The following is a 24,394-nucleotide window of genomic DNA, read 5'->3' on the forward strand; positions in this document are numbered from 1 at the left end:
CCGACTCGAGTCGGGCGTCCGTTGCTGATTTGGAGGTTCAGACGTTACCCGCCATGGCCTGGAAGCCACCGTCCACGTACACGATCGTGCCGGTGGTGGCCGGGAACCAGTCGGACAGCAGGGCCACGCAGGCCTTGGCCGTCGGCTCGGCGTTCTTCACGTCCCAGCCCAGCGGGGCGCGGGTCTGGAACAGCTCGTCGAACTTCTCGAAGCTCGGGATCGCCTTGGCCGCGGTGGTGCGCAGCGGGCCGGCCGAGACGATGTTGCTGCGGATGCCCTTGGGGCCCAGGTCGCGGGCCACGTAACGGCTGGTCGACTCCAGGGCGGCCTTGGCCACACCCATCCAGTCGTAGGCCGGCCAGGCGATCCGGGCGTCCAGGGTCAGCCCGACGATGGCGCCGCCCGGCTTCATCAGCGGCAGCGCGGCGGTGGCCAGCGACTTGTAGCTGAAGGCGGAGATCTGCAGCGCGGTGGCCACGTCGTCCCAGCCGGTGTTCAGGAAGTTGCCGCCCATCGCGTCCTGCGGGGCGAACCCGATCGAGTGCACCACCCCGTCCAGGCCGTCGACGTGCTCGGAGACCCGCCCGGCCAGCTGGGCCAGGTCGTCGGCGTCGGTGACGTCGAGCTGGACCACCGGCGGGGTCTTCGGCAGGCGCTTGGCGATCGCCTGGGTGAGCTTCATCTGCCGGCCGAAGGAGCTCAGCACGACCTCGGCACCCTCCTCCTGGGCAACCCTGGCCGTGTGGAAGGCGATGGAGGTGTCCATCAGCACCCCCGTCACCAGCAGCTTCTTGCCCTCGAGCAAACCCATTTCGTGCAGTCCTTCCGATTAGCGCGAAAATCGCCCGCGGCCACCTCGGCCGCGGGCGGAAGTCCTTGAAAAATCCTTAGTGACCCATGCCGATCCCGCCGTCGACCGGGATCACCGCGCCGCTGATGTACGCGGCCTGCTCCGAGGCCAGGAACTTCACGGTCGAGGCGATCTCGTCGACGTTGCCGAACCGGCCCGCCGGGATCCGGCTCAGGTACTCGTTGCGGACCTTCTCCGGCAGGGCGGCGGTCATGTCGGTGTCGATGAAGCCCGGCGCCACCACGTTCGCGGTGATGCCCCGGCCGCCGATCTCCCGGGTGATCGAGCGGGCCATGCCGACCAGGCCGGACTTGGTGGCCGCGTAGTTCACCTGGCCGGGCGAGCCCATCAGCCCGACCACGCTGCCGACCAGGACGATCCGGCCCTTGCGGGCCTTGATCATCGACTTGCTGACCGCCCGCACGCAGCGGAACGTGCCACCCAGGTTGGTGTCGACGACGGCGTCCCAGTCCTCGTCGCTCATCCGCATCAGCAGGGTGTCCCGGGTGACGCCGGCGTTGGCCACCAGCACCTCGATCGGGCCCTGGTCGGCCTCGACCTGGGCGACCGCGTTCTTCACCGACTCGCCGTCGGTGATCTCGCAGATCACACCCTTCAGCCCGGCCGGCGGCTCGCCGCTGCGGTGGGTCACGGTGACGTTGTCGCCGTCCTCGGCCATCGCGCGGGCGATCGCCAGCCCGATCCCCCGGTTACCACCCGTCACCAGCACGCTGCGCGCCACGATCACCCTTCCGAAACGGAATCCTGTTGTCTGTCCGGTCACACGTCACGCGCCTTTGCTTGCTGTGCGTGACCCGACGCGGCTTGCTGCCGCGCGGGCGACCGGAAGCCCGGCCTGACGTTATCCGACGCCGGAACCGCGACGCACCAGCGCACCCGTAGCAAAGGTCGCGCCGGAAACCTGTAGCAAACGTACAAGCCCCGGCCGCCCGGAAGGGAACAGACCGTGTTCTTGCCGGAGCCGCCCGTGCGACCTGGGCCACACCGCCGCCGCCAAAGGGGTAGGTTCGCCGCGTGCGAGCTGTACAGATAACCGAGTTCGGTGGGCCCGAGGTACTCAGGGTCACCGACCTCGACGACCCGGCGCCGGGCGCGGGTGAAGTGCTGGTCGAGGTCGACACGGCCGGGGTGACCTACGCGGACACCCATCAGGCCGAGGACTCCTACCTGGTGCGCCAGACCCTGCCGTACGTGCCGGGCAGCGAGGTGGTCGGGCGCGTCGTGGCCGACGAGAGCGGGACGCTGGAACCCGGCACCCGGGTCGTGGCCTTCGCCGCCTCCGGCGGCTACGCCGAGCGTGCCGTGGCCAAGGTGGAGCAGACCTACCTGGTGCGGGACGACCTGACCGACGCCCAGGCGCTGGCCCTGCTGGCGAACGGCACCACTGCCTGGCACCTGCTGCGGCGCAGCGCCAAGGTGCGCCCGGGCGAGTCGCTCGTGGTGCACGCGGCGGCCGGCGGGGTCGGCAACATGGCCGTGCAGCTGGCCCGGGCCTGGGGCGCGGGCACCATCGTGGCCACCGCCTCCGGCGAGGCCAAGTGCGCCCTGGCCCGCTCGCTGGGCGCCACCACGGCGATCGACATCTCCGGTCTGAACACCGCCGAGCAGGTGCGCGACGCGCTGCGCGAGGCCACCGACGGCCGGGGCCCGGACGTGGCGCTGGAGATGACCGGTGGGCACGTGTTCGACGGCACGCTGCGGGCGATGCGCCCGCTGGGCCGGCTGGCGGTCTTCGGGATGGCCTCGAACACCGCGCCCGAACCGGTCCAGGTGCGGCGGCTGATGCGGCACTCGATCACCCTCACCGGCTTCTGGCTGCCGCACGCCCTGGCCCAGCCCGGGCTGCTGGCCGCAGCGCTGGAGGAGATGAGCTCGATGATCCGGGCCGGGGTGCTGAAGCCGGTCCTGGGCGGCAGCTACCCGCTGGCCGAGGCCGGCCGGGCGCACGCCGATCTGCGCAGCCGGCGCACCACCGGCAAGCTCGTCCTGGACGTGTCCGGGAAGGGTGTCACCGCGGTCAAGGAGAGCGACAGCTGAACCTCGACGAGGACTTTCTCGCCCTGCCCCTGGACACTCTGGCCGACGCGGCGCTGCAACACGCCCGCTCGGCCGGGGCCGGCCACGCCGACCTTCGGGTGCAGCGGATGCGCACCGGCACGATGCAGCTGCGCGACGCCCGGCTCTCCTCCAGCTCCGACGTGGCGGCCGCCGGACTGGCCGTGCGGGTGCTGTTGGACGGGGTCTGGGGTTTCGCCGCCACCGACGAGCTCACCCCGGCCGCTGCGGTGGCCACCGCCGAGCGGGCGCTGGAGGTGGCCCGGATCTCCCGGCCACTGGTGGCCGAGCGGGTCGAACTGGCGCCCGAGCCGGTGCACGCCGACGCCCGCTGGGTCTCCTCCTACCGGCAGGACCCGTTCGCGGTGCCGGTGGCCGAGCGGGCCCGGCACCTGGCCGGCTGGGCAGGCACGCTGCTGGCCACCGACGGGGTGGACCACTGCGACATCCGGCTGAACCTGGCCAAGGAGCAGAAGTTCTACGCCGACCTGGCCGGCACCGTCACCCGGCAGCAGCGGGTCCTGATCGAGCCGGAGATCACCGTGGTGGCGATCGCCCCCGACGGCCCGGAGTCGATGCGCTCGCTGGCCCCGCCGACCGCGCGCGGCTGGGAGTACCTGACCGGCGAGGGCTGGGACTGGGACGCCGAGATCGCCGGCCTGCCGGAGCACCTGGCCGAGCGGGTGAAGGCGCCGGGGGTCGAGGCCGGTGACTACGACCTGGTGATCGACCCGTCCAACCTGTGGCTGACCATCCACGAGTCGGTCGGGCACGCCACCGAGCTGGACCGTTCGCTGGGCTACGAGGCAGCCTACGCCGGGACGAGTTTCGCCCGGCTCGAGGGCCTGGGCACGTTCGGCTACGGCAGCGACCTGATGAACGTCACCGCCGACCGCACCGTCGAGCACGGCGGCGCCACCATCGGTTTCGACGACGAGGGCGTGGCCACCCGCTCCTGGGACCTGGTCCGGGACGGTGTGCTGACCGGCTTCCAGCTGGACCGGGCGATGGCTGCACGCTGCGGGTTCGAGGCCTCGAACGGCTGCGCCTACGCCGATTCGGCGCTGAACGTGCCGGTGCAGCGGATGGCCAATGTCAGCCTGCAGGCCGCCGCCGACTCCACCACGACGCAGGACCTGATCGGCGGGGTGCAGGACGGCCTGTACGTGGTCGGCGACAAGTCCTGGTCGATCGACATGCAGCGGTACAACTTCCAGTTCACCGCGCAGCGCTTCTACCGGATCCGCAACGGCGAGCTGGCCGGGCAGGTGAAGGACGCCGCGTACCAGGGCTCCACGCCGAGCTTCTGGGGTTCGCTGAAGGGCCTGGGCGGCTCGGGCACGTATTACCTCGGCGGCGCCTCGAACTGCGGCAAGGCCCAGCCCGGGCAGGCCGCCTGGGTCAGCCACGGCGCTCCGGCAACGCTTTTCGAGCAGGTCAAGGTGCTGAACACGCGCAGCGAGGGGGGACGATGAGCGCCGGCTTCGTCGAGATCGCGCTGGCCGAGGTCAAGGCCCTGGGCCCGGATCTCGGTGCCGCGGTGCTGGTCTCGCAGTCCTCCACGGTGAACCTGCGCTGGGCGCTGAGCGGGCTGACCACCAACGGCCTGACCTCCTCGCGAAGCGTCACCGTGATCGTCGGCGCCCCGGTCAGCGGTGGCACCGGCGCGGGGGTGCTCAGCCGGGAAGGGCTGGACGCCGAGGGTGTGCGGGCCCTGGTCCGCGACACCGTCGCCCTGGCCCGCGAGGCCGAACCCGCCGAGGATGCAGCACCTTTCGTCACCGGCGAGGAACTGCCCGGTTTCGCCGATCCGGCCGCCGAGACCGGGGCCTCCACCCTGGCCGGGGTCGCCGAGGCGCTGGGCGAGGTGTTCGGGCGCTCCCGCGCGCAGCAGCGCGAGTCGTTCGGTTTCGCCCTGCACGAGGTGGTCACCACCTGGCTGGGCACCAGCGGCGGCCTGCGCTACCGGCACGAGCAGCCGCGCGGCACCATCGAGCTGACCGGAAAGGCCGGGGCCCGCAGCCGTTCCGCCTACCTGGCCGGGGCCACCCGGGACTTCAGCGACGTGGACGTGCTGGCGATGGACGACGAGATCGCCACCCGGCTGCGCTGGCAGGAACGCCAGATCGAGGTCAAGCCGGGCCGTTACACCACCGTGCTGCCGCCGACCTCCACCGCCGACCTGATGATCTACTACCTGTGGTCGTCCGACGCGCGGACCGCGCACGAGGGCCGCAGCGTGTTCTCCCGGACCGGCGGCGGTACCCGGGTGGGCGAGCAGATCAGCAGCACCCCGCTCAGTCTGCTCAGCGACCCGCACCACTTCGGGCTGGGTTGCGCCGACCGGGTTCTCAGCACCTCCTCCTCGCCGATGGCCTCGGTCTTCGACAACGGCCTGGACGCTCCTTCGGCGACCTGGCTGGAGCGGGGCACGATCAGCGCGCTGCCGACCACCCGGCACACCGCGGGCCTGACCGGGCTGCCGGTGAATCCCCCGGCCGACAACCTGATCCTGACCGGCGAGGGCGGTACCGGCAGCACGCTGGACCTGCTCGAGGGGGTCAGCAACGGACTGCTGCTGAGCTCGATGTGGTACATCCGCGAGGTGGATCCGCAGACCCTGCTGCTGACCGGGCTGACCCGGGACGGCGTCTACGTGGTGGAGAACGGCGAAGTGGTGGGCGCCACCTCGAACTTCCGCTACAACGAGAGCCCGGTCGACCTGCTCGGCCGGGTCGAGGCGTACGGCGCCAGCGAGATCTGCCTGAGCCGGGAATGGGGCGAGTGGTTCACCCGCACCGCCATGCCGGCCCTGCGGATCAGCGACTTCAACATGTCCACGGTCGCTGAAGGATCCTGAAAGGCAACCACGTACGGACGTCCGCGAGCCTTCCCGAGGCCCGCGGACGTCCGTAAGTTCCTGGGTTCTCAGTAGCCGTGCGAGAGCCCGCCGTCGACGGCCAGCATCGTGCCGGTGACGAAACTGGCTGCGGGAGAGAGCAGGAAGACCGCGGGCCGGGCGAACTCGAGCGGTTCGCCGTAGCGCCCCAACGGAATTCGCGCCTCCTGCTGCCGGCGGGCCTCCTCCGGACGCCCGGAGGCGGCGTCCAGCGAGCGCACCCGGTCGGTGTCGATCCGGCCCGGCAGGATGCCGTTGACCCGGACGTTGCGCTCCCCCAGCTCGTTGGCCAGCGACTTGGCCGCCATCGCGAGCCCGGGCCGCAGCCCGTTGGACAGCGCCAGGCCGGACACCGGTTCGCGGACGGAGGTGGACAGCACCATCACCACCGAACCGCCCTCGCGAGAGGCCAGTTTGCCGATGGTGCGGGCCAGCCGCAGCGGGCCCAGGAAGGTCTCCTCGAACGAGCTGCGCCAGGCGCCGTCCTCGAGGTCCATCACCGTGCCCGGCGGCGGCCCGCCCACGCTGATCAGCCCGCCGTCCAGCCGTCCGTAACGCGCTACGGCGGCGGCCACCAGGCAGGTCTCGATGCCAGGTTCGCTGATGTCACCGGGGACCGCGATCGCCCGCTCCGGGCCACCGAGCGCGGCCGCCGTGGCTTTGAGCTCCTCCTCGCTGCGCGAGCAGAGCACCATCCGGGCGCCTTCGGCGGCCAGCAGTTCTGCGCAGGCCCGGCCGAGCCCTCGAGAAGCCCCGGTGACCACGTACACCCGGTCAGACAGACCCAGATCCATCGAGTTCATTCCGTTCTACCCGCACGCGCCGGGGCCCCCTGCACCGGTCGTCGCACCCACCCGCATCACCCCAACGACGCACGGTGACTGATCGAACACTCTAGAGTGATTTGCCGGGACGGTCGCGCAGCGCGGGTCCTCCGATCGGACGGCCTTGAACTGCGGTGCGACCCTCCCGGTGGATGCGGCATGATCTGAGCATCATGAATACCCGCACCCGGCGGATCGCGTTCCAGGGAGAACTGGGCGCCAATTCGCACATCGCCTGCCGTGACGTCTATCCCGACTACGAGCCGCTGCCGTTCCGCACCTTTGAGGAGTGCTTCGGCGCGCTCGGCGACGGCACCGCCGATCTGGCGATGATCCCGGTGGAGAACTCCACCGCCGGCCGGGTGGCGGACATCCACTACCTGCTGCCCGAGTCCCAGGTGCACATCATTGGCGAGTACTTCCTGCCGATCCGCCACCAGTTACTCGGCCTGCCGGGCACCCGGCTGGAGGCGATCAAGACCGCGCGCAGCCACCCTCAGGCGCTGGACCAGTGCCGCAACGCCCTGCGCGAGCTGGGGATCAGCGCCGAGGTGGCGCTGGACACGGCCGGCAGCGCCCGCGAGCTGTCGGAGTCCCGGGACGAGACGGTCGCCTCGATCGCGACCACCCTGGCGGCCGAGGTCTACGGCCTGGAGATCCTGCGCGCCGACATCGAGGACGAGGCGCACAACACCACCCGGTTCATCATCCTCTCCCCTGAGAACCTGCGCGCCGCGCCCGGAATCGGGCCGATCGTGACGACCTTCGTGTTCGGGGTGCGCAACATCCCGGCGGCGCTGTACAAGGCGCTGGGCGGGTTCGCCACCAACGGCGTGAACATGACCAAGCTGGAGAGCTACATGGTGAACGGGCAGTTCACCGCCACCCGCTTCCTCGCCGACATCGACGGGCACCCGGACGAGCCGCACGTGGCCCGGGCGTTCGAGGAGCTCAGCTTCTTCGCCGAGGTGCGGATGCTCGGGGTGTACCGGGCCAGCCCGTTCCGCGAGCAGCAGCGCCTGCAGGTTCAGCGGTAGGTGGCGCGGGTGAGAGTCGGGGGGCCTTCGTCCTCCGGCTCTTCCTCTTCCTCCGCCTCCTCGTCGCGGCGGCGCACCTCGCGGACCAGGGCCACCCCGAACAGGATGTAGGCGATGATCGCGAAGCTGTCCCACTGCACCGAGTAGGACAGGTTGATCCCGAGGCCGACCTCCGGCTCCTCCGCGGCGGCCGGCGTGTCGGCGGCCTGCGGGTCCTCGCTCACCAGAGCCCCGAACGCCCCGACCACCGGCCCTTCGACGCCGGTCTGCTCGGTCAGCGCGGGCACGTTGATCCGCACCGCCTGCCCCTCGGGGGCGCCGCGATCGCTCACCGGTTCGCTGGGCCGTAGCCGCGATACGACGGTGACCTCCCCGCTCGGCGGGGCCGGCACCGAGTCGGGCTTGGCGGCGTCGGCGACCCCGGCCGGGATCCAGCCGCGGTCGACGAACAGCACCGAGCCGTCCTCGGTCTGCAGCGGAACCACCACCAGGTAGCCGTTCTGCTGGTTGCCGCCGCTCACCCCGACCTGCCCGGCCTGGCCCACCTGCTCGTGCGGGCGGTTGCGGATCAGCACGGTCTGCTCGGCCAGGTATTCGCCGGTCACGGTGACCTGGCGCCACTCCAGATCGGCGGGCAGCGTGCCGGTGGGGGTGCGCTGCCCGGCCGGGATCAGCTCGGCCAGCGGCACCGGATCGGCGTCGTAGTTGGCCTCGATCAGCTGGTTGCGCTCGGACCGGGCCTCGTGCCGGCCGAACTGCCAGCGGCCCAGGATCACGAAGATCACCGAGATCACCACGATCCCGACCAGGGCCGCCAGCCAGCCGCGTTCGCGCAGCAGGGCGGCCGCGGCCTTGGTCATGCCCCAGAAGCCACGCTTGCGCGTCATGTCAGTTCCTTGGTGCTCACGGTGTCCTTCAGGAAGCCGCGCAGGCTGAGGAACTCCTCCAGCGAGGCCCGGTGATCGTCGCAGGCGGTCCAGATCTTGCGCCGCTCGGGCGTGTGCAGCTTGGGGTTGTTCCAGCGCAGCGCCCACTGCGCGGCCGCGCGGCAGCCTCGGGCACTGCACGTCGGATCCTGCCGTTCGGTCACGACGACAGTCTGCCAAAAGGCGAACGCCGGGCGGCCACGGGGGATGCCGCCCGGCGTTCTGGTGCGCGGCCCGACGGGGGATGCAGGCCGCGCTCCAGAAGTATGACACGGATCGGTGTCAGACTGACCCACCAATCAGGAGGCCATTCGTGTGACTTCTCAGCCCGCCGGTTCGGACGAGGTGGGCGAATCCGCCGCGAAAACGGCATCCGGGCGCGCGTTGTCCTGGGCGAAAGATTGCGCGGACACTGACTTATCGCGCGAATCCGGCCGAATCGGGCGTTCGGGCTCGTGGATCGTCATCTTGATCTGCTCGTCCACCGGCGCGCCGGACGAGGGCAGACTGACGTGGATCTGCGGGGTGACCGGGGCCGGGCCCGCACCGCTGCGGCGCTTGTCCACGGCGTTGGCCATCACGACCGCGATGTAGGGCAGGATCACCGCGCCGATCGCGAACAGCCACCAGGACCAGTGGCGCCACTGGGCGTGCACGACGATGGCCATCACCACGCAGACCACGCGCAGGCTCATCGAGATCAGGTAGCGGCGGATCCGCGCATCCAGGTCGTCCGAATGCGGTGAGGCGGCGCCGGTGATGCTGTGGACCGGTTCCTCTTCGCCTCTGTTCACCCGGTAACCGTACGCCTGCCCCGGCCGACTTCCAGTTGTGGGTGAGCCGGTGGTGCGGTGTCCGGTTCCTCACGAGGGAACTCCGGGCTGACGGCCCGGGAGCGCAGATGCTGCCACGCGCTCCCGGCCGTCAACACAGCTGGTTGCTGGTGGTGCTGTGGTTCGACGGGTCGTCAGTGCTGCTTGGCCTTGCCGCGGGTGGCTCCACCCCGGCCGCGCAGCTGGACCTCGTTCTCGGTGAGGATGCGATGGACGAACCCGTAGGACCGTCCTGTCTCCTCCGCCAGGGCGCGGATACTCGAGCCCGACGTGTACTTCTTCTTCAGTTCGCCCGCCAGCTTCGAACGATCGGTGCCCGTGATCCGGGCTCCCTTCTTGACACTCTCGGCCACGAATCCTCCTCGAACGTGTGTCGTTCTCGACCATGGTGATCGCGACTGACACATCCGGCCACTCGACGCGCCACGCAAAGTGACGCCTCGGGCATTCTTTTCAAGGCGGTTCAGGAGGGACGAAAGCGGAAAGCCCTGTGCTGCAGGTCAGGCGAGGGTGACCAGATCCAGGTAGCCCTTGTTCCAAAGATCCTCTTCGCCGTCGGGCAGCAGAACCACCCGTTCGGGGTTGAGTGCCTCCACCGCACCCTCGTCGTGGGTGACCAGAATGATCGCGCCCTCGTAGCGGCGCAGGGCGTCCAGGACCTCTTCCCGGCTGGCCGGGTCGAGGTTGTTGGTGGGCTCGTCCAGCAGCAGCACGTTGGCCCCGGAGACCACCAGGGTGGCCAGCGCCAGCCGGGTCTTCTCACCGCCGGAGAGCACCCCGGCCGGCTTGTCCGCGTCGTCACCGCTGAACAGGAACGAGCCGAGCACGGTGCGCACCTGGGTGTCGGTCAGGTCGGGCGAGGCCGAGCGCATGTTCTCCAGCACGGTGCGGCTGGTGTCCAGGGTCTCGTGCTCCTGCGCGTAGTAGCCCAGGCGCAGCCCGTGACCGGCCACCACCTCGCCGGTGTCGGGCTTCTCGATCCCGCCCAGCATCCGCAGCAGCGTGGTCTTGCCGGCGCCGTTCAGGCCCAGCACGACCACCCGCGAGCCCCGGTCGATGGCCAGCGAGACGTCGGTGAAGACCTCCAGGCTGCCGTACGTCTTGCTGAGCCCTTCGGCGGTGATCGGGGTGCGCCCGCACGGGGCCGGGGTGGGGAAACGCAGCTTGGCCACCTTGTCGGCCTTGCGGGACTCCTCCAGGCCGGACAGCAGCTTCTCGGCCCGCTTGGCCATGTTCTGCGCGGCGGTGGCCTTGGTGGCCTTGGCCCGCATCTTGTCGGCCTGGGCCATCAGCACCGAGGCCTTCTTCTCGGCGTTCTGCCGCTCCCGGCGCCGGCGCTTCTCGTCGGTCTCGCGGGCCTCCAGGTACTTCTTCCAGCCGACGTTGTACACGTCCAGCGCGGAGCGGTTGGCGTCCAGGTGGTAGACCTGGTTGACCACGGCCTCCAGCAGCTCGACGTCGTGGCTGATCACGATCAGGCCGCCGCTCCAGACCTTCAGGAAGTCGCGCAGCCAGGCGATCGAGTCGGCGTCCAGGTGGTTGGTGGGCTCGTCCAGCAGCAGCGTGTCGGAGCCGGAGAACAGGATCCGGGCCAGTTCGACCCGGCGGCGCTGACCACCCGAGAGGGTGCCCAGCGGCTGCTCCAGCACCCGGTCGGGCAGGGCCAGGCTGGCGCAGATGGTGGCCGCCTCGCTCTCGGCCGCGTACCCGCCACCGGCCACGAACTCCGCCTCGAGCCGGGAGTAGCGCTCCATCGCCGCGTCCCGAGTCTCGTCGATCACGCTGGCCATCTCGCCCTCGGTCTCGCGCATCCGGCGGATGATGTCGTCCAGGCCGCGGGCGCTGAGCACCCGGTCGCGGGCCAGGATGGACAGGTCGGCGGTGCGCGGGTCCTGCGGCAGATAACCCACCTGGCCCCCGCGCGAGACCGTGCCGGCGGCGGGCTGGCCCTCCCCCGCGAGCACCTTGGTCAGCGTGGTCTTCCCGGCCCCGTTGCGGCCGACCAGCCCGACCCGCTGGCCCGGGCCGACCCGGAAGTTGGCGTTCTCGACCAGAAGGCGGGAGCCGGCGCGCAGCTCTACACCGGTGGCGGTGATCATCGTGGGACTACTCCTGCGGAAAAGTTCTGGGACATTCGCCCGGTGTGCAGCAGCAGTCGAACCGGACCAAACCTGGTGGCAGCATTCTACGCGGGCGCTCTTGTCCGGACGCCAACGCTTAAGTCAGGGGTACGCGGTGGGTATCGAGTTCGATGACGATCGGGTGGACGTCGGCGGGGTCGACGACCGGCGCGGCGGTGGCGGCATCGGGCTGGGCCGCGGCGGAGTGGCCATCGGCGGCGGGGCCGGGGTGGTCGGCCTGGTCATCTATCTGTTGGTGGCGGTGCTCGGGGGCAACTCCGGCGACGGTAGCGGGCTGCCCCAGCTGGGCGCCGGCAGCGCGAACAGCACCGGCAAGCAGGAGTCGCGCCAGGAGCTGTCCGACCGGTGCAACACCGAAGGGGCCCTGGACGAGTACACCGACTGCCGGCTGATCAAGGTCTACGACATCGCCGACGAGACCTGGGACGACGAGTTCGGCAAGCGCGGCCTGGAGTACCGCCCGGCCACCCTGGTGTTCTTCAACGACGCGGTGAGCACCGGCTGCGGACAGGCCTCCGCCCAGGTCGGGCCGTTCTACTGCCCGGCCGGTGAGGAGATCTACCTCGACCTGGACTTCCTGGACCAGCTGCAGCGCGAGTACGGCGCCGAGGGCGAGTTCGCGCAGGCCTACATCGTGGCCCACGAGTACGGCCACCACCTGCAGACCGTGCTGGGCACCGAGCAGCAGGTGCGCAAGGCCCAGCAGGCCGACCCCGAGCAGGAGAACGAGTACTCGGTGGCGATGGAGCTGCAGGCCGACTGCTACGCCGGGGTCTGGTCCACCCTGGCCGACCAGCGCAGCAGCGGGATCGACCTGACCAAGGACAACGTCGCCGAGGCGCAGCGGGCGGCCGAGGCGGTCGGCGACGACCGGATCCAGAAGAAGGCGACCGGCCGGGTGGACCAGGACTCCTGGACCCACGGCTCGGCCGAGCAGCGCCGGCAGTGGTTCACCACCGGCTACTCCAGCGGCGACATCGACCAGTGCGACCCGTTCCGAACGATGGGCCTGTAAGAACTAGGTCGTGTCCAGCATGGCCGGCTGGAACAGCACCGAGCGGTTGCGGCCGAGCTGTTTGGCCCGGTAGAGCGCGACGTCGGCGTACTCGACCAGCTGCTCGGCCGTGCAGTGCCCGTCGTCCAGGGCCAGACCCAGGCTGGAGGAGATCCGGACCGGGCCGGCGGCCAGGTCGAACGGGGCCTCCAGCACCTGCCGCACCCGTTCGGCGACCCGGGCGAACTCCTCGGTGCCCGAGCGGGTGGCCAGCAGGATGACCAGTTCGTCGCCGCCGAGCCGGGCCAGCACGTCGGAACTGCGCAGCACCCCGGTCACCCGCCCGGCGACGTGCCGCAGCAGGTCGTCCCCGGCGCCGTGGCCGAGCTTGTCGTTGACCTGCTTGAAGTGGTCCAGGTCGAAGAAGACCACGCCCACCGCCCGGCCGCTCTCCCGGCTGCGGCGCAGGGCGCTGGTCAGGTGGTCGAAGAACAGCGAGCGGTTGGGCAGGCCGGTCAGCGGATCCCGGGTGGCCCGGTGCTGCAGCTCCACGTTCAGCTCGGACAGCCGCAGGTTGACCCGCTCGGCCGATTCGCGTTCCTGCCGCAGTTCCTCGGCCAGCAGCGCGTTCTGCCGGGCCAGCAGCCGGGCGCCGGCCACCTGCTGGTAGCCGTAGCGGGCCAGCGGCGGGGCGCCCAGGGCCCCGAAGACGACGAACGCGGTCAGGGCCCAGTTGCCCTGGCTGAGCAGGCCCACCGCCCCGGTCGCGCAGATCGAGGCGTGAAAGGCCCGGTAGGTGTTGGGGGTGGCGCTGCAGAACAGCAGGTTGGCCGCATTGGCGAGCATCAGCACGGCCACCGGCACCGCGACCAGCGAGGCGTGCTCGGCGTCCGGGCGCACCCACAGGCAGCCGCTGCCCCAGGTGGCTCCGGCGACGATCTGCGCGGCGGTGAACCGGTGGGCCAGACGCTGCGGCGGCGGGCCGGAGGGGTCTCGGGCCGGGCCGGTGATCCAGGCCGGAGCGGCCAGGTGGAAGAACACCGTCCAGGCCACCCGCAGCACCGCCCAGCCGATCAGGCCGCCGATCGGGGCCCCACCGAGGGCCAGGACGGTCACCGCGGTGGTGATCAGCCCGAAGCCGAGCAGGTTGCTGACCCGGGCCGCCTCGGCCGACTGGATCAGCAGCTGCCGGCGGACCACGTCGTCCAACTCCGGGTCCGGGGCCCGGAGCATGAGCAAGATGTCCCGCACGGCTACGAGTCGATTCCCTGCCGCAGCCGGTTCAGCGCGTCGTCGAACACGCTGACCTGGTTGCGGCCCTGCTGCTTGGCCCGGTACAGCGCCAGGTCGGCGCGTTCCACCAGGTCCTCGGCGGACAGGCCGGACTCGTCGATGGCCAGGCCCAGGCTGCCGGAGATCACCACCGGGGCACCGGACAGGTCGAACGGCACGTCCAGCACCTGCCGGATCCGCTCGGCCACGGCCACCGGCGTGTCCTGGTCGGCGTTGTCCTCGAAGTCGTGGGTGAGCACCACGAACTCGTCGCCGCCGAGCCGGGCCAGCACGTCCGGGCTACGCAGCACCGCCGTCACCCGCTGGGCCACCTGGCACAGCAGATCGTCGCCGGCGCCGTGGCCGAGGGTGTCGTTGACCGCCTTGAACTTGTCCAGGTCGAAGTAGATCACCGCCACCGGCGTGCCGTTGTGCCGGCCGTGGCGCATCGAGCGCACCAGGTGGTCGAAGAACAGGGTGCGGTTGGGCAGCTGGGTCAGCGGATCCCGGGTGGCCTGGTGGCGCAGCTCGGTGTTGGCCTCGGACAGCTGCAGGTTGATCCGCTCCACCGCCTCGCGTTCGGTGCGCAGCTCGGCGGCCAGCAGCTCGTTCTGCCGGGCCACCAGCCGGGCCCCGGCTACCTGCTGGTACATGTACCGGGCGAGCGGGAAGGCGGCCAGCACGGTCAGCGCGTTCAGCCCGGCCACCGGGCCCTGACCGTGCACGATCAGCCCGGCCGAGCCGACCAGCAGGCAGCACAGGTGGAAGGCCAGCCAGGGCAGCGGGGTGGCCGAGGCGAACACCACGTTGGCGGCCACCGCCAGGGTGATCACGGCGCAGGAGATGGCCACGACCGAGGTCTCCCCCGGCACCGGGGTGACGATCACCGGCAGCGAGCCCCAGGCGGTACCGCCCAGGGCCTGGAAGACGACCGCTATGCGTAGCCGCTCACGGTAGGAGCGCGTGCTCGCGGGGCGGGTGACGAAACGGCCCACGCCCAGCACGTAGACGAACATCACCACCAGGACCAGCCCGGCCCAGGCCAGGATCTCGGTGCGGTCCGCCCCACTGACGGCCATCACGGTGTACACGACGGCCGACAGCGGCAGCCCGAGCAGGCTGCTGAGCCGGGAGGCCTGGGACGACTGGATCAGCAGTTCCTGGCGGACGACGTCGTCGAGCACCGGGTTCGGTGCCACGACGAGCCGCCACATGTCCTGCACCCAGCAGGTTTCGTCCAGAAAGCCGCCGGGATTGAGCCGAGCGTGGTACTAGAGGTTGAACCCCAGGGCACGCAGCTGCTCGCGGCCGTCGTCGGTGATCTTGTCCGGGCCCCACGGCGGCATCCACACCCAGTTGATCGCCATGCCCTTGACCAGCGGGTCGAGCGCGGTCTGGGCCTGGTCCTCGATCACGTCGGTGAGCGGGCAGGCCGCCGAGGTCAGGGTCATGTCGATGGTGGCGTGGTTGTGCTGGTCGATGGTGATCCCGTAGACCAGCCCGAGGTCGACCACGTTGATGCCGAGCTCGGGGTCGACGACGTCGCGCAGCGCCTCCTCGACGTCCGCGACATCCGCCGGCACGTCCGCCGGGTTGGTGTCCACTGCCTGCTCGCTCATCATGCTTCCTTTGCAGTAGGTCGTGCGGCCTCGATCCGCAGCAACGCGTCCTCGAAGGCGGTCCATCCCAGGATCGCGCACTTCACCCGGTTCGCGTGCCGGGAGACCCCGGCGAAGGCCACGGCGTCACCGAGCACCTCCTCGTCGGGGGTGCCCGCGCCGCGGCTGCGCAGCATGGTGCGGTAGTCGGCCAGGATGCTGCGGGCCTCCTCGACCGGCTTGCCGACCACCAGGTCGTGCAGCACCGAGGTGGCGGCCTGGCTGATCGAGCAGCCCTCACCCGTCCAGGCGATCTCCCGGACGTCCTGCTCCCCCAGCGTCACCTGGAGGGTCACCTCGTCGCCGCACAGCGGGTTGTACTGCCGGCTGCGCGCGGTGCTGGCCGGGTCGAACATCTCGTCGTCCGCGAGGTCTGTGCGCCCGTGCTTCTCCTTGGAGTGATCCAGGATCACCTGCTGGTAGAGCGCTTCCAGAGAGGACACGTTCAGCTCCTGCCGAAGAATCCGCGGACGGTGCCGAGCGCCTGCACGAAGCGCTCCACCTCCGCGTCGGTGGTGTAGAGGTAGGCGCTGGCCCGGGTGGAGGCGTTGACCCCGAAACGGCGGTGCACCGGCTGCGCGCAGTGGTGGCCGACCCGGACCGCGATCCCGGCCGCGTCCAGCACCTGCCCCACGTCGTGCGGGTGCACGCCCTCGACCGCGAAGGCCACGGTGGCGGTGCGGTTCTCGGCGGTGTGCGGGCCGATCACCCGGACACCCTCGACTCCGGCCAGGCCGTCGAGCATGAGCTGGGCCAGCTGGTGCTCACGAGCGGCGATCCGGTCCATCCCGACACCGCTCAGGTAGTTCACCGCGGCGTGCAGGGCAACGGCCTGAGCCACCGGCGGGGTGCCGGCCTCGAACCGCTGCGGCGCCTCGCGGAACGTCGCCGTCTCCATCGTGACCAGCTCGACCATCGAGCCGCCGGTGAGCACCGGGGGCAGCGCGTCGAGCAGTTCCGGACGGGCGGCCAGGCAGCCGATCCCGGTGGGCCCGAGCATCTTGTGGCCGGAGAACACCGCCGCGTCCACCCCGAGCTCGGTGAGGTTCACCGGCAGGTGCGGCACCGACTGGCAGGCGTCGAGGACCGTAAGCGCGCCGACCGCCTTGGCTTTGGCGACCAGTTCGGCCACCGGCAGGACGGTGCCGAGAACGTTCGAGGCGTGCGCGAAGGCGACCACCTTCGTCCGCCGGTTGATCAGCTCGTCGATGTTCGCCAGATCGAGCCGGCCGTCGTCGGTGAGCGGGATCCAGCGCAGCTTGGCGCCGGTGCGGGCGGCGGCCTGCTGCCAGGGCACCAGGTTGGCGTGGTGCTCCAGCTCGGTGATCAGGATCTCGTCGCCGGGCTGCAGTGCGTACCGGCCGGCCTGCGGGTCGCTCAGCGCGGCGGCCAGCACGTTCAGGCCCTCGGTGGCGTTGCGCAGCCAGATCAGGCCCTGGGCAGGCACTCCGACGAACCGGGCGACGGCCTCGCGGGCGTCCTCGAACGCGTCGGTGGCCTCACCGGCCAGGGTGTGCGCGCCGCGGTGCACGGCGGCGTAAGACGTTGTGGCGAAGTCGTACTCGGCCTGCAGGACCTGCTTCGGGCGCTGCGAGCTGGCACCCGAGTCGAGGTAGGCGAGCTGCGCCCCGTCCCCCACCGTGCGGTGCAGGATCGGGAAGTCCGCGCGGATCGTCTCGACCTCAGCCGCGGCCAGGGGCTGGGCCCCGGTGTACGTGAGGGTCACGTCGGATCCTTAGTGTTCTAGAGAGAATTGGGGACGTACGTGCGCAAGTCGCGCACGCACGTCCACCATTGGTCTTGCTCAGACGGACGCGCTGGTCCAGCGGTCGTACCCGTTCGCCTCGAGCTCGTCGGCCAGCTCCGGGCCGCCCTCGGCGGCGACCTTGCCGTCGACGAAGACGTGCACGAAGTCCGGCTTGATGTAGCGCAGGATCCGGGTGTAGTGCGTGATCAGCAGGACGCCGACCTCGCTGTTCTCGCGGACCCGGTTCACGCCCTCGGAGACCACCTTGAGCGCGTCCACGTCGAGGCCGGAGTCGGTCTCGTCGAGCACCGCGAACTTCGGCTTCAGCAGCTCCATCTGGAGGATCTCGTGGCGCTTCTTCTCACCGCCGGAGAAGCCCAGGTTGACGTCGCGCTCGGCGAACTCCGGGTCCATCTTCAGGTTGTCCATGGCGCCCTTGACGTCCTTGACCCAGTGCCGCAGGCTCGGCGCCTTGCCGTCGATCGCGGTCTTGGCCGTGCGCAGGAAGTTCGACACGGTGACCCCGGCGACCTCGACCGGGTACTGCATGGCCAGGAACAGGCCGGCCCGGGCGCGCTCGTCCACGCTCATCTCCAGCAGGTCCTCGCCGTCGAGGGTGACCGTGCCGGAGGTGATCGTGTACTTCGGGTGCCCGGCGATGGAGTACGCCAGGGTGGACTTGCCGGAGCCGTTGGGGCCCATGATCGCGTGCGTCTGACCGGAGGCGATGGTCAGGTCCACGCCGCGCAGGATCTCCTTGGGGCCCTGCTCGGTCTCGACACTGACGTGCAGGTCGCGGATTTCCAGTGTGGCCATGACGGTTCAGTTCTCCTTGGCAGATGCAGCGTTCACAACAATGTCGGTGTCCACGTAGACGTCGTCGCCCTCGATCGAGACGGCGTACACGTCTACCGGGGTGACGGCCGGCAGGGCCGTCGGCTTTCCGGTGCGCAGGTCGAAGGCCGAGCCGTGGAGCCAGCACTCGATGGTGCAGTCCTCGACCAGGCCCTCGGAGAGCGAGACCGCGGCGTGGGTGCACAGGTCGGCGACCGCGTGCACGTCCCCGTTGGTCTCCCGGGCGAGCGCGACGAACTCGCCGCCGACCCGGACCTGGACGGCCTCGCCCGGGGTCAGGTCGGTCAGCGAGGCGACGCGTTCGCGGCTCACTGGTTCACCGCTCCGATCGCGGCTTCCGGCTCGCCACCCAGCTCGGCCTCGATCGCCGTGAGCAGGCGCTCCTGCAGGTCGGGGATGCCGATCCGGTGGATCAGCTCGGCGAAGAAGCCGCGCACCACCAGGCGCCGCGCCTCCTCCTCGGGGATCCCGCGGGCCTGCAGGTAGAACAGCTGCTCGTCGTCGAACCGGCCGGTGGTGCTGGCGTGGCCGGCGCCGAGGATCTCGCCGGTCTCGATCTCCAGGTTCGGCACCGAGTCGGCCCGGGTGCCGTCGGTGAGCACCAGGTTGCGGTTCATCTCGTAGGTGTCGGTGCCCTCGGCGGTGGCGCGGATCATCACGTCACCCACCCAGACCGTGTGCGCACCCTCGCCCTGCAGGGCACCCTTGTAGACCACGTTGCTGCGGCACTTGGGCGCGCTGTGGTCGACGAAGAGCCGGTGCTCCTGGTGCTGGCCGGCGTCGGCGATGTACAGGCCGGCCATCTCGGCGTCGCCGCCGGTGCCGGTGTACTCCACGTTCTCGACGAAGCGGACCAGGTCGCCGCCCAGGGTGACCTGGGTGGAGGCGATCGTGGCGTCCTTGCCGAGGCGGACGTTGACGTGCTGGGCGTGCACCGCGTCGCGGTCCCAGCCCTGCACGCCGACCAGGGTCAGCTTCGCGCCGTCGGCGACGAGCACCGACAGCACCCCGGCGTAACGGGTGGTGCCGCTGTGCTCGATCACGATCTGCGCGCGGGAGTTGGCGCCCACGTCCAGCACGATGTGGCCCCAGACCACGTCCGCGCCGGAGCCGTGCAGCTTCAGCACCACGGGCCGATCCAGCTCGGCGTTCGCGGCGACCTTCACCACCACCGCACCGGTGGAGTTCTGCAGGGCCAGCGCGCCGACCCGGTCGAACACCTTGGGCACGGTGCGCAGCAGCGCGTCCTCGGCGCCGACGCTGGTCAGCGTGACGCCCTCGGGCAGGTCGGTGGTCCAGCTCAGTTCGGCGCCCGAGGGCTGGTCCTCGAGCAGGCCGCGCAGCCGGTCCAGCGGGGTGAACCGCCAGTCCTCCTCGCGGCCGGTGGGCAGCGGGAAGTCGGCTACGTCGAAGCTCGAGCGGTGCAGCTCGACCGGTCCGCCTTCGATCGTGTAAGTCTCAGTCATGGCTCTCTGTCTATGGTTTCGACGGGACGGTAAAGGCGGTACGGACTAGCCGACCGCGCCTTCCATCTGCAGCTCGATCAGGCGGTTCAGCTCGAGCGCGTACTCCATCGGCAGTTCCCGGGCGATCGGCTCGACGAAACCGCGCACGATCATCGCCATCGCCTCCTCCTCGGTCATGCCGCGCGACATCAGGTAGAACAGCTGGTCCTCGCTCACCTTGGAGACCGTGGCCTCGTGCCCCATCGCCACGTCGTCCTCGCGGACGTCGACGTAGGGGTAGGTGTCGGAGCGGCTGATCGTGTCCACCAGCAGCGCGTCGCAGCGCACCGTGCTGGCCGAGTGGTGCGAGCCCTCCAGGACCTGGATCAGGCCGCGGTAGGAGGTACGGCCACCGCCCCGGGCCACCGACTTGGAGACGATGCTCGAGGAGGTGTGCGGCGCGGCGTGCACCATCTTGGCGCCCGCGTCCTGGTGCTGGCCCTCGCCGGCGAAGGCGATGGAGAGCGTCTCGCCCTTGGCGTGCTCGCCGAGCAGGTAGATGGCCGGGTACTTCATCGTGACCTTGGAGCCGATGTTGCCGTCGACCCACTCCATGGTGGCGCCCTCGGCCGCGGTGGCCCGCTTGGTGACCAGGTTGTACACGTTGTTCGACCAGTTCTGGATGGTCGTGTACCGGACCCGGGCGTCCTTCTTGACCACGATCTCGACGACCGCCGAGTGCAGCGAGTCGGAGCTGTAGATCGGCGCTGTGCAGCCCTCGACGTAGTGCACGTACGAGCCCTCGTCGGCGATGATCAGGGTGCGCTCGAACTGGCCCATGTTCTCGGTGTTGATCCGGAAGTAGGCCTGCAGCGGGATCTCGACGTGGACGCCCTTGGGCACGTAGATGAACGAGCCGCCGGACCAGACCGCGGAGTTCAGCGAGGCGAACTTGTTGTCGCCCACCGGGATCACCGTGCCGAAGTACTCCTGGAACAGCTCCGGGTACTCGCGCAGGCCGGTGTCGGTGTCGACGAAGATGACGCCCTGCTTCTCGAGCTCCTCGTTGATCTGGTGGTAGACCACCTCGGACTCGTACTGCGCGGCCACGCCGGCCACCAGGCGCTGCTTCTCCGCCTCGGGGATGCCCAGCTTGTCGTACGTGTTCTTGATGTCCTCGGGCAGGTCGTCCCAGGAGGTGGCCTGCTTCTCGGTGGAGCGCACGAAGTACTTGATGTTGTCGAAGTCGATCCCCGACAGGTCCGAGCCCCAGCTCGGCATGGGCTTCTTGCCGAACAGCCTCAGGCCCTTGAGGCGCTGGTTCAGCATCCACTCGGGCTCGTTCTTCTTGGCCGAGATGTCGCGCACGACAGCCTCGGACAGGCCCCGCTGCGCGGCAGCTCCGGCGACGTCGGAGTCGGCCCAGCCGAACTCGTAGTTACCGAGGCCCTCGAGTTCAGGATGCGACACGGTGCTCATCGGCTGCGTTCTCCTCGTCTGACATGACGTCCGGCGCGACGTGTGCTGGCGGCCGGCTGGTCGTGGTGCTGGCGGTGTTCTCTGGAGCTTCGGGGTTCTCGGAAGCTTCGGTGCTCTCGGTTCGCTTGCTGAGCGAGGAGGTGACCGCGCCCAGCGGGATGTGCGTGGTGCAGACGTGCTCGCCGTGCGCCAGCGTGGCCAGACGCTGCACGTGAACCCCCAGCAAGCTGGAGAACGCGTCCGTCTCGGCCTCGCACAGCTGCGGGAACTGCGCTGCGACCTGCTGCACCGGGCAGTGCCCCTGGCACAGCTGCTTACCGGTGCCGGGGGCGACCTCGGCGGCGCCGCGCTCGGTCAGCGAGCGCACGCTGGCCGCGTAGCCGTCGGTGCTCAGCGCCTGGGCCAGGGCCCCGGCGCGGTGGTGCGGATCCTCGCCGGCCGCCTCGACGGCGGGCCGGTAGCGCTGGGCCAGCCGTTCGGCCCGGACCGCCGCGAAGTCCCGCACCGCCTCCGGGCCGGCCGTGTCCGCCAGGAACTCCAGCAGGTGCACGGCCAGGTCGTCGTAGGCGGTGGACATCGCCGAGTGGCCCATGTCGGTCAACACGAACAGGCGGGCCGGTCTTCCCCGGCGCCGCGGCGCACCCTCCGGTGGATCCCAGGTGCAGACCAGGCCCTGTTCGGTCAGAGTGTCCAGGTGCCGGCGGACCGCCGCGGGGGTCAGCCCGAGCGTGGCAGCCAGGTCACTCGCGGTGACAGGACCGTGGTGGAGGATCTCGCGGGAGACCCGGTCGCGGGTACCCCGATCCTCCAGGCGATCGGCCTCGGTCATTTCCACCACACCAGTGTGACGTTATTCAGCGCCGGGCTCAACCCGGGCCCGCGCGCCCGGGGCCCCCGAGTTCTGTCTGGTGCGTCACGGAAGGTAAACCTAACTTCCACCTGACGGAAACCCTGGCGCACCAAGGAAACCACGAATCGCCGGAGCCCTCGCGCGGGGTCCTGCCACCGCGCCCAGCCCACTTGCCTATGGTGGTCCTGTGCCAGGTTCTTCAGCGTCCGCCGCCGTCGAGGTGAGCGGGCTGGTCAAGCGTTACGGAGCGAAGCCGGCCGTCGACGGTGCCTCGTTCAGCGCCGCCGCGGGCGCGGTCACCGCCGTGCTCGGGCTCAACGGCGCGGGCAAGACCAGCACGATCGAATGCTGCGAAGGCCTGCGCCGGCCGGACGGGGGCACCGTGCGGGTGCTCGGCCGCGACCCGATCGCCGACGGCGCCTGGCTGCGCCCCCGGGTCGGCGTGATGTTGCAGGACGGTGGCATGCCGCAGGCCGCCCGGGCCGGCGACGTGCTGGACCTGGCCGCCGCCATGTACGCCCGCCCGCTGGAGCGCAAGGAACTGGTGGCCACGCTCGACCTGGGCTCGCGGCTGCGCACCCCGGTCCGGCGGCTGTCCGGCGGCGAGCGCCAGCGCCTGGCCCTGGCGGTGGCCCTGGTCGGCCGCCCCGACGTGGCGTTCCTGGACGAGCCCACCGCCGGGCTGGACCCGCAGGCCCGGCTGGTGGTCTGGGAGCTGATCGCGCAACTACGCCGTTCGGGTGTCGCCGTGGTCCTGACCACGCACCTGCTGGACGAGGCCGAGCGGCTGGCCGACCACGTGGTGCTGATGGCCGCGGGCCGGGTGGTCGCGGCCGGGACGCCGGGCGAGCTGACCGGCGGCAGCGACCGCACCCTGAGTTTCGACGGCCCGGCCGGGCTCGACCTGGCCCCGCTGGCGCCCCTGCTCTCGGCCGGGATCGCCGCCACCGAGGTGCGCCCGGGCCACTACGTGATCGCCAATCGCACCCCTGAGGCCCACCTGCTGCCGGGCGACGTGGCTGCTACCACTGCGTGGTGCGCCCGTCTCGGCATCATGCCGGAGGGGCTGGTTCTCGGCCGGAGGAGTCTGGAAGACGTGTTCCTGGAGATCGCAGCCCGCCAGAGCGGCGCAACTCAGGTCATCGGGGTGGTCGGGGCGTGAGTGCGCTGGAGTTGACCGTGCCGGCGACGACGCGGGCCGAGGGCGAGCAGGAGCGGGCGGCCGCACCGGTGCGCCGGATCCTGGCCCAGACCCGGTTCGACGCGATGGCGATGCTGCGCAACGGCGAGCAGCTGCTGCTCACCGTGATCCTGCCGCTGTTCGTGCTGGCCGGCCTGGCCCGCAGCGGGGTGGTCGACCTCGGCGAGGGGCGCCGGATCGACCTGGCCACGCCCGGGGTACTGGCCCTGGCGCTGATCTCCACCGCGTTCACCGGGCAGGCGATCAGCACCGGCTTCGACCGCCGGGCCGGGCTGCTGCGGCTGCTGGGCACCACTCCCCTGGGCCGCTCCGGCCTGATCGCCGGCCGGCTCGGCGCGGTCGCCGTGGTCTCGGCGATCCAGGTGGTCCTGCTCGGCGCGGTCGGCCTGGCCCTGGGCTGGCAGCCGCAGCTGGCCGGGCTGCTGCCGGCGGTACTGGTCGGGGTGCTGGGTTCGGCCGCGTTCGTCAGCCTGGGCCTGCTGCTGGCCGGGACGCTGCGCGCCGAGGCGGTGCTGGCCGCCGCCAACGTGATCTGGGTGCTGCTGCTGGCCGGGGGCGGCGTGGTGCTGGCCGCCGACCAGCTCGGCCCGTTCGGCGACTTCGTGCGCTGGCTGCCCTCGGGGGCGCTCGGCGACGGCCTGCGGGTGGCCCTGACCGGCGGCTCCTGGCCGTGGCTGGACCTGCTGGTCCTGGCCGCCTGGACGGCCGCGGGCACGCTGGCCACGATGCGCTGGTTCCGCTGGGACAGCTGAGTTGCCGGTCCTGAGTCTGATCGCCTGCGCGGCGGGCGGGATTCACGGGCTGCGCCCGAGTCTGGTCGAACCCCTGGTCCGGGACGGCTGGCAGGTGGCGATCACGCTCACGCCGACGGCCGGCACCTGGCTCTCCGGCAACGGTGAGGCCGCGGCGCTGGCCGAGCTGACCGGCCTTGCGGTGCGCTGGAACTCGCGGCTGCCCGGCGAGCCCCGCCCGCATCCCGAGCCGGACCTGTGCGCGGTGGTCCCGGCCACCGCCAACGCCGTGGCCAAGCTGGCCCTGGGGATCAGCGACAACCAGGCGATGACCGCGGCCAACGAGATGATCGGCCGCCCCGATGTGCCCGTTCTGGCCTTTCCCTGCATCAATCTGGCGCACACCCGGCACCCGGCCTGGGCCGGGCATCTCGCCGCGTTGCGTGCGGCCGACGTGAATCTGCTGGTCGGCGAGGACATCTGGCCGCTCACCACGCCCCGCAAGGAGCCCGGCCTGCCCTGGGCCCGGATCCTGCAGGAAATCCGGGCCTACTAGGGTCTGCTGCCTGATTCCTA

26 protein-coding genes are annotated in these 24,394 nt (G+C 70.8%); 8 read left to right on the forward strand and 18 right to left on the reverse strand.

The window, feature by feature from the left end:
* Positions 1-37: 37 nt before the first annotated feature.
* Both fabI and fabG read right to left on the reverse strand, forming a co-directional pair.
* Positions 38-811: an enoyl-ACP reductase FabI gene (gene fabI, locus LR394_RS15310; RefSeq protein ID WP_231442310.1), complete on the reverse strand. Its 774-nt coding sequence runs from the start codon at positions 809-811 to the stop codon at positions 38-40.
* Positions 812-887: 76 nt separating this feature from the next.
* Positions 888-1,592, reverse strand: a complete 705-nt coding sequence (gene fabG, locus LR394_RS15315) for a 3-oxoacyl-[acyl-carrier-protein] reductase (RefSeq protein ID WP_231442312.1) — start codon at positions 1,590-1,592, stop codon at positions 888-890.
* A 293-nt stretch (positions 1,593-1,885) separates the two neighbouring features.
* Between fabG and LR394_RS15320 the strand changes: the two genes are divergently transcribed.
* The 3 genes from LR394_RS15320 to LR394_RS15330 are packed head-to-tail and all read left to right on the forward strand — an operon-like array spanning position 1,886 to position 5,786.
* Complete coding sequence (locus LR394_RS15320) at positions 1,886-2,908, forward strand: quinone oxidoreductase family protein (protein ID WP_231442314.1); 1,023 nt, start codon at positions 1,886-1,888, stop codon at positions 2,906-2,908.
* A complete protein-coding gene (locus tag LR394_RS15325; RefSeq protein WP_407937060.1) occupies positions 2,905-4,401 on the forward strand; it encodes a TldD/PmbA family protein in 1,497 nt (498 codons plus the stop codon). Before LR394_RS15320 ends, LR394_RS15325 begins: the two co-directional genes overlap by 4 nt.
* A complete protein-coding gene (locus LR394_RS15330; protein ID WP_231442317.1) occupies positions 4,398-5,786 on the forward strand; it encodes a metallopeptidase TldD-related protein in 1,389 nt (462 codons plus the stop codon). Before LR394_RS15325 ends, LR394_RS15330 begins: the two co-directional genes overlap by 4 nt.
* A gap of 68 nt (positions 5,787-5,854) precedes the next feature.
* Here the strand turns inward: LR394_RS15330 and LR394_RS15335 are convergent, their stop codons facing one another.
* Positions 5,855-6,619: an SDR family oxidoreductase gene (locus tag LR394_RS15335; protein WP_231442320.1), complete on the reverse strand. Its 765-nt coding sequence runs from the start codon at positions 6,617-6,619 to the stop codon at positions 5,855-5,857.
* 203 nt (positions 6,620-6,822) lie between these two features.
* Here LR394_RS15335 and LR394_RS15340 point away from each other — a divergent pair, with 203 nt between their 5' ends.
* On the forward strand, positions 6,823-7,686 hold the full coding sequence (locus LR394_RS15340; RefSeq protein ID WP_231442322.1) for a prephenate dehydratase: 864 nt from the start codon (positions 6,823-6,825) through the stop codon (positions 7,684-7,686).
* On the opposite strand, the gene LR394_RS15345 is transcribed toward LR394_RS15340, so the two are convergent.
* The 5 genes from LR394_RS15345 to LR394_RS15365 all read right to left on the reverse strand — a co-directional run bounded on the left by LR394_RS15345 (position 7,677) and on the right by LR394_RS15365 (position 11,544).
* A complete protein-coding gene (locus tag LR394_RS15345; protein ID WP_231442324.1) occupies positions 7,677-8,573 on the reverse strand; it encodes an SURF1 family cytochrome oxidase biogenesis protein in 897 nt (298 codons plus the stop codon). The two genes, LR394_RS15340 and LR394_RS15345, sit on opposite strands and share 10 nt — an antisense overlap.
* Positions 8,570-8,776, reverse strand: coding sequence for a hypothetical protein (locus LR394_RS15350; RefSeq protein ID WP_231442326.1), 207 nt, complete (start codon positions 8,774-8,776; stop codon positions 8,570-8,572). Before LR394_RS15350 ends, LR394_RS15345 begins: the two co-directional genes overlap by 4 nt.
* Positions 8,777-8,935: 159 nt before the next feature.
* The gene (locus LR394_RS15355; protein WP_231442328.1) at positions 8,936-9,406 is read right to left on the reverse strand and encodes a DUF3099 domain-containing protein; all 471 of its coding nucleotides are present in this window, start codon (positions 9,404-9,406) and stop codon (positions 8,936-8,938) included.
* 173 nt (positions 9,407-9,579) lie between these two features.
* Positions 9,580-9,798: a helix-turn-helix domain-containing protein gene (locus LR394_RS15360; protein WP_231442330.1), complete on the reverse strand. Its 219-nt coding sequence runs from the start codon at positions 9,796-9,798 to the stop codon at positions 9,580-9,582.
* 147 nt (positions 9,799-9,945) lie between these two features.
* A complete protein-coding gene (locus LR394_RS15365) occupies positions 9,946-11,544 on the reverse strand; it encodes an ABC-F family ATP-binding cassette domain-containing protein (protein WP_231442332.1) in 1,599 nt (532 codons plus the stop codon).
* Positions 11,545-11,686: 142 nt separating this feature from the next.
* On the opposite strand from LR394_RS15365, the gene ypfJ reads away from it, so the two are divergent.
* The gene (gene ypfJ / locus LR394_RS15370) at positions 11,687-12,601 is read left to right on the forward strand and encodes a KPN_02809 family neutral zinc metallopeptidase (protein ID WP_456238330.1); all 915 of its coding nucleotides are present in this window, start codon (positions 11,687-11,689) and stop codon (positions 12,599-12,601) included.
* Between the two features lie 3 nt (positions 12,602-12,604).
* On the opposite strand, the gene LR394_RS15375 is transcribed toward ypfJ, so the two are convergent.
* The 10 genes from LR394_RS15375 to LR394_RS41655 all read right to left on the reverse strand — a co-directional run bounded on the left by LR394_RS15375 (position 12,605) and on the right by LR394_RS41655 (position 21,865).
* Positions 12,605-13,831: a GGDEF domain-containing protein gene (locus LR394_RS15375; RefSeq protein ID WP_231442335.1), complete on the reverse strand. Its 1,227-nt coding sequence runs from the start codon at positions 13,829-13,831 to the stop codon at positions 12,605-12,607.
* Positions 13,832-13,833: 2 nt separating this feature from the next.
* The gene (locus tag LR394_RS15380; protein WP_231442337.1) at positions 13,834-15,066 is read right to left on the reverse strand and encodes a GGDEF domain-containing protein; all 1,233 of its coding nucleotides are present in this window, start codon (positions 15,064-15,066) and stop codon (positions 13,834-13,836) included.
* 57 nt (positions 15,067-15,123) lie between these two features.
* Positions 15,124-15,474 (reverse strand): metal-sulfur cluster assembly factor, encoded by a 351-nt coding sequence (locus LR394_RS15385; RefSeq protein ID WP_407937056.1) that lies wholly within the window; start codon positions 15,472-15,474, stop codon positions 15,124-15,126.
* Entirely contained in the window at positions 15,471-15,953 is a 483-nt protein-coding gene (sufU, locus tag LR394_RS15390; protein ID WP_231442341.1) for a Fe-S cluster assembly sulfur transfer protein SufU, read from the reverse strand. Before sufU ends, LR394_RS15385 begins: the two co-directional genes overlap by 4 nt.
* Positions 15,954-15,955: 2 nt before the next feature.
* Complete coding sequence (locus LR394_RS15395; RefSeq protein ID WP_231442343.1) at positions 15,956-17,236, reverse strand: aminotransferase class V-fold PLP-dependent enzyme; 1,281 nt, start codon at positions 17,234-17,236, stop codon at positions 15,956-15,958.
* Between the two features lie 78 nt (positions 17,237-17,314).
* Positions 17,315-18,073: a Fe-S cluster assembly ATPase SufC gene (gene sufC, locus LR394_RS15400; RefSeq protein WP_231442345.1), complete on the reverse strand. Its 759-nt coding sequence runs from the start codon at positions 18,071-18,073 to the stop codon at positions 17,315-17,317.
* A gap of 6 nt (positions 18,074-18,079) precedes the next feature.
* Entirely contained in the window at positions 18,080-18,424 is a 345-nt protein-coding gene (locus LR394_RS15405) for a non-heme iron oxygenase ferredoxin subunit (RefSeq protein ID WP_231442347.1), read from the reverse strand.
* Positions 18,421-19,578, reverse strand: coding sequence for a Fe-S cluster assembly protein SufD (gene sufD / locus LR394_RS15410; protein WP_231442349.1), 1,158 nt, complete (start codon positions 19,576-19,578; stop codon positions 18,421-18,423). Before sufD ends, LR394_RS15405 begins: the two co-directional genes overlap by 4 nt.
* A 45-nt stretch (positions 19,579-19,623) precedes the next feature.
* Complete coding sequence (gene sufB / locus LR394_RS15415) at positions 19,624-21,036, reverse strand: Fe-S cluster assembly protein SufB (protein ID WP_231442351.1); 1,413 nt, start codon at positions 21,034-21,036, stop codon at positions 19,624-19,626.
* The gene (locus tag LR394_RS41655; protein WP_269329245.1) at positions 21,014-21,865 is read right to left on the reverse strand and encodes a helix-turn-helix transcriptional regulator; all 852 of its coding nucleotides are present in this window, start codon (positions 21,863-21,865) and stop codon (positions 21,014-21,016) included. The genes sufB and LR394_RS41655 overlap by 23 nt, the downstream gene beginning before the upstream one ends.
* A gap of 208 nt (positions 21,866-22,073) precedes the next feature.
* Here LR394_RS41655 and LR394_RS15425 point away from each other — a divergent pair, with 208 nt between their 5' ends.
* Genes LR394_RS15425 through LR394_RS15435 form a run of 3 tightly spaced genes read left to right on the forward strand, consistent with a single transcriptional unit; the run spans position 22,074 to position 24,374 of the window.
* Positions 22,074-23,048: an ABC transporter ATP-binding protein gene (locus tag LR394_RS15425; protein WP_231442352.1), complete on the forward strand. Its 975-nt coding sequence runs from the start codon at positions 22,074-22,076 to the stop codon at positions 23,046-23,048.
* Complete coding sequence (locus LR394_RS15430; RefSeq protein ID WP_231442354.1) at positions 23,045-23,839, forward strand: ABC transporter permease; 795 nt, start codon at positions 23,045-23,047, stop codon at positions 23,837-23,839. The genes LR394_RS15425 and LR394_RS15430 overlap by 4 nt, the downstream gene beginning before the upstream one ends.
* Position 23,840: 1 nt before the next feature.
* Positions 23,841-24,374 carry a flavoprotein gene (locus tag LR394_RS15435; RefSeq protein WP_231442357.1) on the forward strand — a complete coding sequence of 178 codons (534 nt, stop codon included), beginning with the start codon at positions 23,841-23,843 and terminating at the stop codon, positions 24,372-24,374.
* Positions 24,375-24,394 lie beyond the last annotated feature (20 nt).

Origin of the sequence: Kineosporia babensis (assembly GCF_021129305.1) — a bacterium.
In the GTDB taxonomy this organism is placed as follows: domain Bacteria; phylum Actinomycetota; class Actinomycetes; order Actinomycetales; family Kineosporiaceae; genus Kineosporia; species Kineosporia babensis.

What these genes read in the sequence shown, in the direction of transcription:
- fabI (WP_231442310.1), bottom strand. Translation starts at nt 811, where the DNA reads ATGGGTTTGCTCGAGGGCAAGAAGCTGCTGGTGACGGGGGTGCTGATG.
- LR394_RS15330 (WP_231442317.1), top strand. Translation starts at nt 4,398, where the DNA reads ATGAGCGCCGGCTTCGTCGAGATCGCGCTGGCCGAGGTCAAGGCCCTG.
- LR394_RS15335 (WP_231442320.1), bottom strand. Translation starts at nt 6,619, where the DNA reads ATGGATCTGGGTCTGTCTGACCGGGTGTACGTGGTCACCGGGGCTTCT.
- LR394_RS15340 (WP_231442322.1), top strand. Translation starts at nt 6,823, where the DNA reads ATGAATACCCGCACCCGGCGGATCGCGTTCCAGGGAGAACTGGGCGCC.
- LR394_RS15345 (WP_231442324.1), bottom strand. Translation starts at nt 8,573, where the DNA reads ATGACGCGCAAGCGTGGCTTCTGGGGCATGACCAAGGCCGCGGCCGCC.
- LR394_RS15365 (WP_231442332.1), bottom strand. Translation starts at nt 11,544, where the DNA reads ATGATCACCGCCACCGGTGTAGAGCTGCGCGCCGGCTCCCGCCTTCTG.
- LR394_RS15380 (WP_231442337.1), bottom strand. Translation starts at nt 15,066, where the DNA reads ATGTGGCGGCTCGTCGTGGCACCGAACCCGGTGCTCGACGACGTCGTC.
- LR394_RS15385 (WP_407937056.1), bottom strand. Translation starts at nt 15,474, where the DNA reads ATGATGAGCGAGCAGGCAGTGGACACCAACCCGGCGGACGTGCCGGCG.
- sufC (WP_231442345.1), bottom strand. Translation starts at nt 18,073, where the DNA reads ATGGCCACACTGGAAATCCGCGACCTGCACGTCAGTGTCGAGACCGAG.
- sufD (WP_231442349.1), bottom strand. Translation starts at nt 19,578, where the DNA reads ATGACTGAGACTTACACGATCGAAGGCGGACCGGTCGAGCTGCACCGC.
- sufB (WP_231442351.1), bottom strand. Translation starts at nt 21,036, where the DNA reads ATGAGCACCGTGTCGCATCCTGAACTCGAGGGCCTCGGTAACTACGAG.
- LR394_RS41655 (WP_269329245.1), bottom strand. Translation starts at nt 21,865, where the DNA reads ATGACCGAGGCCGATCGCCTGGAGGATCGGGGTACCCGCGACCGGGTC.